Origin of the sequence: Kineococcus sp. R86509 (genome assembly GCF_042466365.1) — a bacterium.
In the GTDB taxonomy this organism is placed as follows: Bacteria; Actinomycetota; Actinomycetes; order Actinomycetales; family Kineococcaceae; genus Kineococcus.
In genome coordinates, this window is sequence record NZ_JAXHCE010000001.1 from 2863618 (window position 1) to 2876032 (window position 12415).

13 protein-coding genes are annotated in these 12415 nt (G+C 73.2%); 9 read left to right on the forward strand and 4 right to left on the reverse strand.

The genetic code is table 11. The features are described from left to right. Positions 1-5 precede the first annotated feature (5 nt). From SJY07_RS14115 to SJY07_RS14125, 3 genes are all read right to left on the reverse strand, one after another. Positions 6-398, reverse strand: coding sequence for a nuclear transport factor 2 family protein (locus SJY07_RS14115; protein WP_380159954.1), 393 nt, complete (start codon positions 396-398; stop codon positions 6-8). 74 nt (positions 399-472) lie between these two features. Beyond that, complete coding sequence (locus SJY07_RS14120) at positions 473-2050, reverse strand: LGFP repeat-containing protein (protein WP_380159956.1); 1578 nt, start codon at positions 2048-2050, stop codon at positions 473-475. Between the two features lie 68 nt (positions 2051-2118). Next, complete coding sequence (locus SJY07_RS14125) at positions 2119-2883, reverse strand: IclR family transcriptional regulator (protein ID WP_380159958.1); 765 nt, start codon at positions 2881-2883, stop codon at positions 2119-2121. A gap of 72 nt (positions 2884-2955) precedes the next feature. Between SJY07_RS14125 and hutH the strand changes: the two genes are divergently transcribed. The 5 genes from hutH to SJY07_RS14150 are packed head-to-tail and all read left to right on the forward strand — an operon-like array spanning position 2956 to position 9293. Beyond that, entirely contained in the window at positions 2956-4500 is a 1545-nt protein-coding gene (gene hutH, locus SJY07_RS14130; protein WP_380159961.1) for a histidine ammonia-lyase, read from the forward strand. Positions 4501-4511: 11 nt separating this feature from the next. Further along, positions 4512-6170, forward strand: a complete 1659-nt coding sequence (hutU, locus tag SJY07_RS14135; RefSeq protein WP_380159962.1) for a urocanate hydratase — start codon at positions 4512-4514, stop codon at positions 6168-6170. Continuing rightward, a complete protein-coding gene (locus SJY07_RS14140) occupies positions 6167-7471 on the forward strand; it encodes a formimidoylglutamate deiminase (protein WP_380159964.1) in 1305 nt (434 codons plus the stop codon). The genes hutU and SJY07_RS14140 overlap by 4 nt, the downstream gene beginning before the upstream one ends. Further along, positions 7468-8628 carry an imidazolonepropionase gene (gene hutI / locus SJY07_RS14145; protein ID WP_380159966.1) on the forward strand — a complete coding sequence of 387 codons (1161 nt, stop codon included), beginning with the start codon at positions 7468-7470 and terminating at the stop codon, positions 8626-8628. The genes SJY07_RS14140 and hutI overlap by 4 nt, the downstream gene beginning before the upstream one ends. Positions 8629-8678: 50 nt before the next feature. Continuing rightward, complete coding sequence (locus tag SJY07_RS14150) at positions 8679-9293, forward strand: hypothetical protein (RefSeq protein ID WP_380159968.1); 615 nt, start codon at positions 8679-8681, stop codon at positions 9291-9293. 1 nt (position 9294) lies between these two features. Here the strand turns inward: SJY07_RS14150 and SJY07_RS14155 are convergent, their stop codons facing one another. Continuing rightward, positions 9295-9807, reverse strand: coding sequence for a hypothetical protein (locus SJY07_RS14155; RefSeq protein WP_380159970.1), 513 nt, complete (start codon positions 9805-9807; stop codon positions 9295-9297). A gap of 116 nt (positions 9808-9923) precedes the next feature. Between SJY07_RS14155 and SJY07_RS14160 the strand changes: the two genes are divergently transcribed. The 4 genes from SJY07_RS14160 to SJY07_RS14175 all read left to right on the forward strand — a co-directional run bounded on the left by SJY07_RS14160 (position 9924) and on the right by SJY07_RS14175 (position 12414). Further along, positions 9924-10850 carry a hypothetical protein gene (locus SJY07_RS14160; protein ID WP_380159972.1) on the forward strand — a complete coding sequence of 309 codons (927 nt, stop codon included), beginning with the start codon at positions 9924-9926 and terminating at the stop codon, positions 10848-10850. 9 nt (positions 10851-10859) lie between these two features. Further along, a complete protein-coding gene (locus SJY07_RS14165) occupies positions 10860-11666 on the forward strand; it encodes a thymidylate synthase (protein WP_380159974.1) in 807 nt (268 codons plus the stop codon). A gap of 4 nt (positions 11667-11670) precedes the next feature. Beyond that, positions 11671-12162: a dihydrofolate reductase gene (locus SJY07_RS14170; protein ID WP_380159976.1), complete on the forward strand. Its 492-nt coding sequence runs from the start codon at positions 11671-11673 to the stop codon at positions 12160-12162. 78 nt (positions 12163-12240) lie between these two features. Then, entirely contained in the window at positions 12241-12414 is a 174-nt protein-coding gene (locus SJY07_RS14175) for a hypothetical protein (RefSeq protein WP_328293594.1), read from the forward strand. Position 12415 lies beyond the last annotated feature (1 nt).

Consider the following 12415-nt stretch of genomic DNA (forward strand, 5'->3'; position numbering starts at 1 on the left):
CAGGGTCAGCTGCGCATGCTCCGCTGGCCGCCGACCGACCAGACCCGGGCGACCCGCCCGTCCGCCGCGAAGTCGAAGACGTCGACGCCGCCCGCCTGCTGCCCGCCCGCCTCGACGTCCCACAGCAGCCGGCCGTGGTCGCCGTCGACGGCGTCGGCGACCCTGCTGAAGACGGTGCGGGGGTTCTGCCCGTGCCACCACGCGAGGTAGCGCACGAAGTCCTCGGCGGTGCGGATGTCGTCCGCCGGGGTCGACCCGTCGGGTTCGGTCACGGCGAAGTGGATGCGGAAGTCGTCCGCGCAGATCTCCCGCGCGATGTCGCCGTCGGTGTTCCACATGGTCAGCCACCGGTCGAGCGAGTGCCGGGCGGTGGTCGTGGGGTTCGTGGTCTCGGTCATGCGCCCAGTCTTCGACCCCCCGCGCGACAGCGGTGTGTCGGTGTTCCGAGGATCCGGTCGCACGCCGAGCACGCTCAGCCGACCTGCCCGGTGGCGGCGGTCCAGGTCAGGACGCCGCCCTGGAACTGCTGGCGGACCCCACCGGGGAACCCCACCTCGTCACCGACGGGGAAGCCCAGCGACGACTGCTCGTAGCCGAGGCTCGCCCAGTGGTCCAGGATCGCGCCGCGGACGGCGAGGACGTTGAAGGTGCTGTCGAACCCGTAGAGCATGCCGCCCTGGAACTGCTGACCCCATCCGGTGGTCCCGAAGGAGTTCGCGCGCGGCGTCGGGAACGCCTCCCCGGCCGGGTACCCGAGCGGGCCGGTCTCCCACCCTCGCGCCGTCCAGTAGCCGCGGAACCCCGTCCGGTCGGAGACGACGTGGAACCCGGTGGCCCGGCTGTGGTAGATCGAACCGTCGGAGCCCTGGACGAACTCCCCGGCCCCGTCCGGCGTGCGCGTCGGGAAGGTCTCGGGAGTGCCGACGGTCCGCAGCGGCTGGTTCGTCGACCCACGCCACGCCGTGAGGAACTCGCCGTTGAGGACGACGACGCCGAGCGGCGCCGCCGGGGTGACCCGCGTCGTCGCGAACGCCGTGCCCCCCTCGAACCCGATGGAGGTCGTCGACATCGTGAGTTCCCTCGGGTAGCCCAGCGGTCCGTTCTCGTACCCCGTGGCGGCCCAGTAGTCCGGGATCGGGCCGTTCCACAGGACGAGGCAGCCCGACCCCGGCCGTTCCACGAGGGTGCCGCCCTCGTACTGCTGCCGCCACCCCCCACCCCGCAACGGTCCGACGGCTTCGGCCACCGGGAAGTCCGTCGACTGGGGGAAGTAGTACCGGTCGGGTTCACCGAGGTTCCAGTTCGTGCAGCTGTCGTCGAGGAAGGGCGCAGCGACCGAGTGCGTCCCGGTCACCCCGCTGGTCGCGATGTAGCCGCCGGCGAAGCCCGTCGACCAGCGGTCGCGGTAGGTCTGCATCCACGTGCTGTGCCGGACCGCGCCGAGGATCCCGCTGGGGCCACCCTTCGTGCGGTAGAGGCGGGCGGCCTCCCCCGGGACGGCGTGGGCGGTCCCGTCCGGCCCGACCCAGAGGTCCCCGGCGGTGCCCGCGTAGGAGGTCGACCCGTCCGGCCAAGGTTGCGGCGTGGCGGACACCGTCCCCAGGTAGAGCGGCCGTCCGATCTCGTCGGCGCCGCTCGCGAGGTACCCGTCGCGGCCGGCCCAGTCGTCGCAGGACGTGACGCGGACCGTTCGGGACGCGACGACCGTGCCGTCCTCGTCGTAGGCGGTCACCGTGGTGGACCCCGCGGGCTCGGCGAAGTCCAGGGGGTAGGCCCGGTGGGGCGCGGGGTGCGGCCCGGGGTAGTCGTAGGGCGGCGTCGTGTAGCTGAGTCCCGAGCTCGTCGTCCAGCGCACGGCGTAGCTGTCGACCATCCGGACGCGCAGCGTGTCGCCGTCGGACGTGCACACCGGGTCCACCCGCATCGACGCCACCGACCGCGTTCCGCGCTCGACCGGTGCCGCGGCGGCCGTGGGAACCGTCACCGCCGTCGCCAGGACCACCAGGGCAGCCGCTGCACCCCGGACGTGACGCTTCCCCACTTCGACCACTACCTCTCCTGTGTCACTTGGTGATCACGTTAGGTGAGCGAGGTCCGCCGCGGGCCGGTTCCGACGATTCAGCCGCCGAACAGTCGCCGCCGGAGCTCCTCCGCGTGCCGTTGGACGGCCTCAGCCAGCTCGACCCGGCGCTCGTCCGTGACCGCCGTCCCTTCGAACGTCACCGCCAGGCTCGTCACCGGCCACCCGGCGTGGTCGGTCACCGCGACCGCCACCGACGAGAACCCGGGGGTGATCTCGCCGTCCTCGACGGCGTACCCGCGGGCGCGGGTCCGGACCAGTTCGGCGCGCAACCCCGCGTGCGTCTGCGTCGTCACCCCGCGCCGGGTGAACGCCGACGCGTCCGGGAACAGCGCCCGCACCTGCTCGCGCGGCAGGGCGGCCAGCAGCGCCCGCCCGCTCGCCGTCAGGTGCGACGGCAACCGCACCCCGACGTCGGTGACCAGCGCCGGGCGCCGGGGGGCGCGTTCCTCCACCAGGTACACGACCTCGCGGCCGACGAGCACGGCCAGGTGCGCACTCTCCCCGACCCGGTCGACCAGCGTCGCCAGCACCGGTCGTCCCAGCCGCGTGACCGGTTCCTGCCGGACGTAGCCCGAGCTCAGCTCGAAGGCGGCGATCCCCAGCCCGTAGCGCCGGGCCTCGGGGAAGTGCAGGACGAAACCCTGCTCGGCCAGCGTGCTCAGCAGGCGGTAGACGCTGGAGCGGGGCAGGTCCAGCGACCGGGCCAGCGTCGCCGCGGCCACCGGACCCTGCTGCGCGGCCATGAAGGACAGGATGCGGAGCGCCGCCGCGACGGTCGGGGCCTCCGCGCTGGTCACCACGCCGTGAAGTGTCCAGCATCCTGGACACCAGCGCCGCGCCGGGCGGCGACGTGCCCCGTGAACCGGTGTCTGATGGCGGGTGTGAACACCGTCATCGTGTCCTCCGGACCGGTCTCGCCGGGCGACGTCGTCGCCGTCGCCCGCCACGGCGCCCGGATCGAGCTCGACCCGGCGGCCCTGACCGAGGTCGGGGCCTCGCGGAAGCGGATCGAGGCGCTCGCCGACGACGTCGAACCGCACTACGGCATCTCGACGGGTTTCGGCGCGCTCGCGACGAAGCACATCCCCACCGAGCAGCGGGCCCAGTTGCAGCGCAGCCTGGTCCGCTCGCACGCGGCGGGTTCCGGCCCGGAGGTCGAGACCGAGGTCGTCCGCGCGACGATGCTGCTGCGCCTCTCCACCCTGATGACCGGCCGCACCGGCGTCCGCGTCGCCACCGCCGAGGCCTACGCCGCGCTGCTGAACGCCCACCTCACCCCCGTCGTGTTCGAGCACGGCTCGCTCGGCTGCTCCGGCGACCTCGCCCCGCTCGCGCACTGCGCGCTGGCCGTCATGGGCGAGGGCACCGTCCGCACCCGCGACGGCGAGGAACTCCCGGCCGCGCAGGCCCTCGCGGCTTCGGGTCTGGAACCCGTCGTCCTCGCCGAGAAGGAGGGCCTGGCCCTCATCAACGGCACCGACGGCATGCTCGGCCAGCTCGTCCTGGCCCTCGACACCCTCGAGAACCTGTTCGCGACCGCCGACCTCGCCGCCGCGATGAGCGTCGAGGCGCTGCTCGGCACCGACGCCGTGTTCGCCGACGACCTGCAGGCGCTGCGCCCGCAGACCGGTCAGCGCATCGCCGCCGGCAACATCCGCCGGGCGCTGGCGGGCTCGCCCATCGTCGCCAGCCACCGGGGCCCCGAGTGCACCCGCGTGCAGGACGCCTACTCGCTGCGTTGCGCCCCGCAGGTCCACGGCGCGGGTCGCGACACCGCCGCCCACGCCCGGAACGTCGCGACCGCGGAACTCGCCGCGGCCGTCGACAACCCCGTGGTCACCCTGGACGGGCGCGTGGAGTCCAACGGGAACTTCCACGGCGCCCCCGTCGGCTACGTCCTCGACTTCCTGGCCATCGCGGTCGCCGACCTCGCGAGCATCTCCGAACGTCGCACCGACCGGTTGCTGGACACCAAGCGCAGCCACGGCCTACCCGCGTTCCTCGCCCACGACGCGGGGGTCGACTCGGGGTTGATGATCGCGCAGTACACCTCCGCGGGGATCGTCAGCGAACTCAAGCGCCTCGCCGTGCCCGCCTCGGTCGACTCGATCCCGAGTTCGGCCATGCAGGAGGACCACGTCTCGATGGGCTGGTCCGCCGCCCGGAAGCTGCGTCGCGCCCTCGACGGCCTCACCCGCGTCCTGGCCATCGAGGTCATGACCGCCGCCCGCGGTCTGGACCTGCGATCACCCCTGCAGCCCGGACCGACCACCGGAGCGGTCCTCGCCCGGGTCCGCGAGACCACCGCAGGTCCCGGGCCCGACCGTTTCCTCGCCCCCGAGATCGAGGCCGTCGTGGCCGCGGTCGTCTCGGGCGAACTGCTCGCCGCCGCCCGTTCCGTCACCGAGATCGCCTGAGGAGAACCGCCGTGGAACACCTTCCCCGCCCCGTCCGCGCCCAGCGCGGCAACGAGCTGCAGGCCAAGAGCTGGCAGACCGAGGCGCCGCTGCGCATGCTCATGAACAACCTCGACGCCGAGGTCGCGGAACGCCCCGACGACCTCGTCGTCTACGGCGGCACCGGCAAGGCCGCCCGCTCCTGGGAGGCCTACGACGCCATCGTCCGCACCCTCGAGACCCTGGAGGACGATGAGACCCTGCTGGTGCAGTCCGGCAAACCCGTCGGGGTGTTCCGCACCCACGAGTGGGCGCCCCGCGTCCTCATCGCGAACTCGAACCTCGTGGGCGACTGGGCGACCTGGCCGGAGTTCCGCAAGCTGGAACAGGCCGGGCTGACGATGTACGGCCAGATGACCGCGGGTTCCTGGATCTACATCGGGACCCAGGGCATCCTGCAGGGCACCTACGAGACGTTCGCCGCCGTCGCCGACAAGAAGTTCGGCGGAACCCTGGCCGGCACGATCACCCTCACCGGCGGGGCCGGCGGAATGGGCGGTGCGCAGCCGCTCGCGGTGACCCTCAACGAGGGGGCGGTCCTCGTCGTCGACGTCGACCGCGCCCGGCTGCAGCGTCGCGTCGACCACGGCTACCTGGACGAGCTCGCCACCGACCTCGACGACGCGGTCGCCCGCGCCGTGGCGGCCCGCGACGAACGTCGCGGCCTCTCCGTCGGGGTCGTCGGCAACGCGGCGACCGTGTTCACCGAACTCCTCGACCGGGGCGCACCGATCGACGTCGTCACCGACCAGACCTCCGCGCACGACCCGCTCAGCTACCTCCCCGAGGGGGTCAGCGTCGAGGAGTGGCACGACCTCGCCGCCAAGGACCCGGAGGGTTTCACCCTCATGGCCCGGGCGTCGATGGCCAAGCAGGTCAAGGCCATGGTCGACTTCCAGGACCGCGGGGCCGAGGTGTTCGACTACGGCAACTCGATCCGCCAAGAGGCCGTCCTCGGCGGCTACGACCGCGCGTTCGAGTTCCCCGGGTTCGTCCCGGCCTACATCCGCCCGCAGTTCGCCGAGGGGCGCGGGCCGTTCCGCTGGGTCGCGCTCTCGGGCGACCCGAAGGACATCGAGCGCACCGACCGGGCGATCCTCGAACTGTTCCCGCACGACGAGAAGCTCCGCCGCTGGATCACCGCCGCGGGGGAGAAGGTGCACTTCGAGGGCCTGCCCGCACGGATCTGCTGGCTCGGCTACAAGGAACGTCACCTCGCCGGGCTGAAGTTCAACGAACTCGTCGCGAACGGCGAGATCTCCGCGCCCATCGTCATCGGCCGCGACCACCTCGACTCCGGTTCCGTGGCCTCGCCCTACCGCGAGACCGAGGCCATGGCCGACGGTTCCGACGCCATCGCCGACTGGCCGCTGCTGAACGCCCTGCTGAACACCGCCTCCGGGGCCACCTGGGTCTCGTTGCACCACGGGGGCGGCGTCGGCATCGGCCGTTCCATCCACGCCGGGCAGGTCACCGTCGCCGACGGCACCGACCTCGCCGCGCAGAAGATCGAACGCGTCCTCACCAACGACCCGGGGACGGGCGTCATGCGCCACGTCGACGCCGGGTACGAACGCGCCGCAGAGGTCGCGCGGGAACGGGGTCTGCGCGTCCCCATGTGGGAACAGTGAGCTCCTTCTGGTGCGAGTCGGCGTGGCTCGACGGGGGCCCCGTCCGCGGGGTCCGCGTCGAGTCCACGAACGGCCGCACCACCTCAGTCACCCGCGAACCCCGGCCGCTCGACGGTGATCGGGAACTCCGGGGACTGGTGTTCCCGGGTTTCGCGAACGCGCACTCGCACGCGTTCCACCGCGGCCTGCGAGGGAGGACCCACGCTGACGGCGGGTCGTTCTGGACCTGGCGCACCGCCGTGTACGCCCTCGCCGGCCGCCTCGACCCCGACGGCTACCGGGAACTCGCGACGGCCGCGTTCACCGAGATGGTCCTCGCCGGCTGGACCGCCGTGGGGGAGTTCCACTACCTGCACCACCGCCCCGACGGAACCCCCTACGACGACCCGAACGCGTTCGCCCTGGCCCTGCGCGACGCCGCCCGCACGGCCGGGATCCGCCTCACCCTGCTCGACACGCTCTACCTGACCTCCGCCCCCGGGAAACCCCCGCTGGCGGAGCAGCGTCGGTTCTCCGACGGCACCGCCCAGGCCTGGGCCGCCCGTGTCCGGGCGATCCCCACCGACGAGTTCTTCCGGGTCGGGGTGGCTGCGCACTCGGTGCGAGCCGTCGGCCCGGCTGACCTCACCGTCGTCGCCGAGACGGGCTGGGACCTCGGGGTCCCCGTGCACGTCCACCTCTCCGAGCAACCCGCCGAGAACGAGGCCTGCCGGCAGGCCTACGGCTGCACGCCGACGGAACTCCTCGACCGCGCCGGGGCCCTCAGCCCGGCGCTCACCGTCGTGCACGCCAACCACGTCACCGACGCCGACGTCGCGTTGCTGGGTGCCCGCCAGGTCTCCGTCGCGGCCTGCCCCACGACCGAGGCCGACCTCGGCGACGGTGTGGGGCGCAACCGCGCGCTGGCCGACGCGGGGGCGGTCCTCGCCCTCGGCACCGACCAGCACGCCGTGGTCGACCCCTTCCTGGAGACCCGCGGTCTCGAGGCCGCCGCCCGGCTCGGGTCGTTGCGGCGCGGGGTGTTCGACCCCGCGGAACTCGTTGCCGCGCTCACCACCGGCGGCCACCGCAGCCTCGGCCTGGAGGGCGGTTCGATCGTCGTGGGCCAGCCCTGCGACCTCGTCGCCGTCGACACGGACTCGGTCCGCACGGCCGGTTCCGACCCGGCCCAGGTCCCGATGACGGCGACCGCGCAGGACGTCACCGACGTCGTCGTCGCGGGGGAGTTCCGCGTCCGCGGTGGGCAGCACGAGACCGTCCCCCGCGAGCGCGTCGCCGAGATCCTCCGGAGCCTGACGTGAGCACCGTCTACACGGGCATCGGCGAACTCACCACCAACGACCCGGAGGTCGACGGTGGCGACCTGCTCGCCCGGGTCCCCGACGCCGCCCTCGTCGTCGAGGACGGCCGGGTCGCCTGGACCGGTCCTTCCGACCGGGCCCCCGCTGCCGACGAGCGCGTCGACCTCGGTGGCCGCGCCGTCCTGCCCGGCTGGGTCGACTCCCACTCCCACCTCGTCTTCGCCGGCGACCGCACGAGCGAGTTCGAGGCCCGGATGGCCGGGAAGCCCTACGCGGCGGGCGGTATCGCCACGACCGTCACCGCGACCCGCGCCGCCACCGACGACCAGTTGCGGGCGGGACTGCGCCGCCACGTCGCCGAGGCGCTCGCGCAGGGCACCACGACGCTGGAGACGAAGACCGGTTACGGGCTGACCGTGGCCGAGGAACTCCGCGCGGCGCGGCTGGCCGCCGAGGTCACCGACGAGGTCAGCTGGCTCGGCGCCCACATCGTGGCCCCCGGCGTCTCCCCCGAGGACTACCTCGCCGAACTCGTGGGCCCCCAGCTCGACGCCGTGGCGGGCCACGTCCGCTGGGCCGACGTGTTCTGCGAGACGGGCGCCTTCGACGAGGAGCAGTCCCGCGCCGTCCTGCTCGCGGCCCGGGCCGCGGGCCTCGGCCTGCGCGTCCACGGCAACCAGCTCACGCAGGGGCCGGGGGTGCGGTTGGCCTGTGAACTCGACGCCGCCAGCGTCGACCACTGCAACCACCTCGCCCCGGCCGACGTCGCCGCCCTCGCCGCCTCGGACACGGTGGCGACCGTCCTCCCCGCCTGCGACCTCTCGACCCGGCAACCCCTCGCGCCCGCGCGTCGGCTGCTGGACGCGGGCGCGCAGGTCGCGATCGCCGCGAACTGCAACCCCGGTTCCAGCTACACCAGTTCCGTCGCGTTCTGCGTCGCGACGGCGGTCCTGCAGATGCACCTCACCGTCGCCGAAGCCGTCCACGCCGCGACCTTCGGCGGCGCGCAGGCCCTGCGCCGCACCGACGTCGGCCGCTTGACGGTGGGCGCCCGGGCCGATCTGCACGTCCTCGACGCCCCCTCGGTGACCCACCTCGCCTACCGCCCCGGCGTCCCCCTCACCCACGCCGTCCACCGCGCTCACCGGTCGGACTGACTTCGCCGAACCGGCAGACCGCAGCCCTCGTGCCGGTCCATGCTGACCCCGTGACCGACGTGTTCGACGCCCCCGACGTCCTGCTCTACGAGCACCGGGGGGCCTTCGCGGTCCGGCACCGCTACGAGATCGTCCTGCCCGACGGCACCCCGGCCGCTGCCGTCGAGGAGACCCTCGGCGCCGGGGGTGCCTTCTTCGGGAGGGTGGTCTCCTCGCGCTACCTCGTCCAGGACGTGACCGGGGTCCTGCTGGCGATCGAGCGTCCCGGCAGCCTCGGGAAGTCGGAGTTCTTCGCCACCTGGGCCGACGGCCGACCACTCGGCCGGGTGCGGCAGGAGAACAGCTGGGCCGCGCCCCGTTTCGAGTTCGCCCTCGCTGACGGCCGCAGCGGCCGGATGACCGGCGGCGGGTGGGGGAGCCGCGACTGGGACGTCGCGCTGCACACCGACCCGCGCCCCGCCAGCCTGCGGAAACCCGACGACGAACCCCGCCGGATCGCCACCGTCCACCGCGAGCACCGCTCCTTCGACCGGGTCCTCGTCGACGCCGACGCCTTCGCCCTGTCCACCGACCCGACCCTCGACCGCGACCTGCGGGCCGTCCTGCTCGTCGGGGTCGTCGCCCTCGACGCCGTGCGCGACGCCCGGAAGAACTCCGGCGACTGACTCAGGCCGGGCCGTCCGGGTAGGCCTCGCGGTACTCCTGCAGCGTCATCCCCAGCTGCCGGGCGCTGGCGGTGTCCTCCTCATCGGCGAACGCGTTCCAGTCGTCGACGACACGCTGGGTCAACGGCGAGCCGTAGGTGCCGCAGAAGTACGTCCTGTCCTCGGGTACGTCCGGTGGCGGGGTGGTGCACTGCGGCTCCTCCGTCCAGAAGTCGTCCGGGTCGAAGCAGCTCATCCACGTCAGGTCTGAGTACGCGAACTCGTCCTCCGGATCAGCCGTCGCGAGTTCCTCGTCGGTGGGCTCGTGGGTCACGCACGTCCGGGTCGGCGCCGACGTCGCCATCGGGCCACCGGTGAGCCACTCGTCGTAGTCCGCCCACTCCTGCTCCGAGGCGGACTCGGCGGGCCGTGTCGTGGGGGCCGACGTGGGCGCGGACGCAGTGGGCGCCGACTCCGTCCCGCAGGCCGTCAGCGTCAGCGCGAGGGCGAACAGGGGCAGGACGACACGACGCACCGCAGCACGCTCCCAGCCTCCGCACGGCTCGCAGGCCCCGGCCACCGCCGTCTCACCCGTTCGGACCACCGCAGGAGACCGTCCAGGCCCGGGCGAGTGGATGGGAGGATCGCCGGGTGCACCCCGACGCCCCGCCCTTCGGTCTCCTCCTCGACGTCGACGGGCCGATCGCCAGCCCGGTGACGCGTTCGATCAGCGCGGCGGGGTTGCTGGACAGCCTGCTCGAACTGCTGGCCGCGGGAGTCCCCGTCGTCTTCAACACCGGCCGCTCCGACGACTTCCTGCGCACGCAGGTCGTCGGCCCGATACTCGCCGCCGGCCTGCCCGCGCGCGCCCGGCTGCACGCCGTCTGCGAGAAGGGCGCCGTCACCTTCACCGTCACCGCCGCCGGCATGAGCCCCGTCGAGGTCGACGAGCAGGTCGCCGTCCCGCGCCCCGCCGTCGAACGCCTCGAAGCGCTGGCCCGCGCGCACTACGCCGACGTCGTCTTCGTCGACGGCGGCAAGCGCGCCATGGTCTCCCTCGAGCAGCGCCTCGACGTCGACTCCGCGACCTACCTCGCCCGCCAGCCCGAGTTCGAGGCGGCGGCGCTCGCGGTCTTCGCCGACCTCGACCTCGGCGCGACCTGGAAGGGCGTCGACCAGCCCGACTCCGCCGGCCGGATCGACTGGCGCATCGACCCCACGATCATCTCCACCGACATCGAGTCCGTGCTGCTCGGCAAGGACCGGGGGGCCGAGATGGCGCTGCGCCTGCTCGCCGCCGACGGCCTGCCGCCCACCGCCTGGCGCACCGTCGGCGACTCCCGCACCGACTACGCGATGGCCGACTGGCTGCACGCGCAGGGTCACGTCGTCGCCCACGTCGACGTCCGCCCCGCCGACGGCGTGCCCACCACCCCCTACCCGGTTCTGCAGCCTCGCCACACCGTCAACGACCTCGCCGGCGCCGCCTGGCTCGCGCGCCTGGCCGCCGTCGTCCGCGGCGACGCCCCCGACGACCGCGACTTCGACGCGCCCCGTCCGGGTGGGGTGGTCGCTTAGGCTTCCGCCGTGGCTGAGCAGCGGATCGACACCCAGTACGAGGACCTCCTGCGACACGTCCTCGCCACCGGCACCCCCAAGTCCGACCGGACCGGCACCGGGACGCGCAGCGTCTTCGGCCACCAGATGCGCTACGACCTCGCCGCCGGGTTCCCGCTGATCACCACCAAGCGCGTGCACTTCAAGTCCATCGCGCTGGAGCTCCTCTGGTTCCTGCGCGGCGACGGCAACGCCCACTGGCTGCAGGAGCGCGGCGTGACGATCTGGGACGAGTGGGCCGACGAGAACGGTGACCTCGGTCCCGTCTACGGCGTGCAGTGGCGGTCCTGGCCGACCCCGGACGGTCGCCACGTCGACCAGATCACCGAGGTCCTCGACACCCTGCGGACCGACCCGGACTCCCGCCGCATGATCGTCTCGGCCTGGAACGTCGCCGAGCTCGACAAGATGGCCCTCGCCCCCTGCCACGCGTTCTTCCAGTTCCACGTCGCCGACGGCAAGCTCTCCTGCCAGCTCTACCAGCGCTCGGCCGACCTCTTCCTCGGCGTCCCGTTCAACATCGCCAGCTACGCCCTGCTGACGATGCTCGTCGCGCAGGAGGTCGGCCTCGCACCCGGCGACTTCGTCTGGACCGGCGGCGACTGCCACGTCTACGACAACCACGTCGAGCAGGTCGAGGAACAGCTCTCCCGGACGCCGTACCCGTTTCCGCAGCTGACGATCGCCCCCAAGGGCCTGTTCGAGGTCGCCTACGAGGACCTCGAGGTCGTGGACTACCAGCACCACCCCACGATCAAGGCTCCCGTGGCGGTGTGATCCGGTGATCGGCCTGGTGTGGGCCCAGAGCGCCAACGGCGTCATCGGTGCGGACGGCCGGATCCCCTGGCGGATCCCCGAGGACATGGACCACTTCTCGCAACTCACCGCCGGCTCCACCGTCGTCATGGGTCGCGCCACCTGGGAGTCCCTGCCGCCGAGGTTCCGGCCCCTGCCCGAGCGCCGCAACGTCGTCCTCTCCCGGGACGCGGACTACGCCGCCGACGGCGCTGAGGTCGTCCACGACCTGATCACGGCGCTCGCGGGCCCTGGTCCGGCGGACGGCGACGTCTGGGTCATCGGTGGCCAGGCCGTCTACCAGGCCGCTCTCGGGCACGCCGACGTCCTCGTCGTCACCGAGGTGGACCTCGAGGTCGAGGGCGACACGCGCGCCCCGCGGATCGGGGAGGAGTGGTCGCGGACGGAGACGGGGGAGTGGCGCACCTCCACGAAGGGGCCGCGCTTCCGGATCTGCACCTGGCACCGATCGGGCTGAACCCCTCGCGCCGGGGCGGACTTCGTGGCACCGTGAGGCATCGAGCCCCTACGGGGCTCCCGGCCGGAGGAGTGCCTCGTGACCCTCTTCGTCTCGTTCTTCGTGATCCTGCTGGTGGCGGCCGTCGTCGGTCGCGTCTGTTCCTCGTCGCGGCCGGGTGACCGTCCGGGCGTCGAGCCGGACCGGGTCCACCTCCCCGACACCGGCCACCACTCCGGCTGGGCCCACGCCCAGGACCGCCGCCGCGACTGAC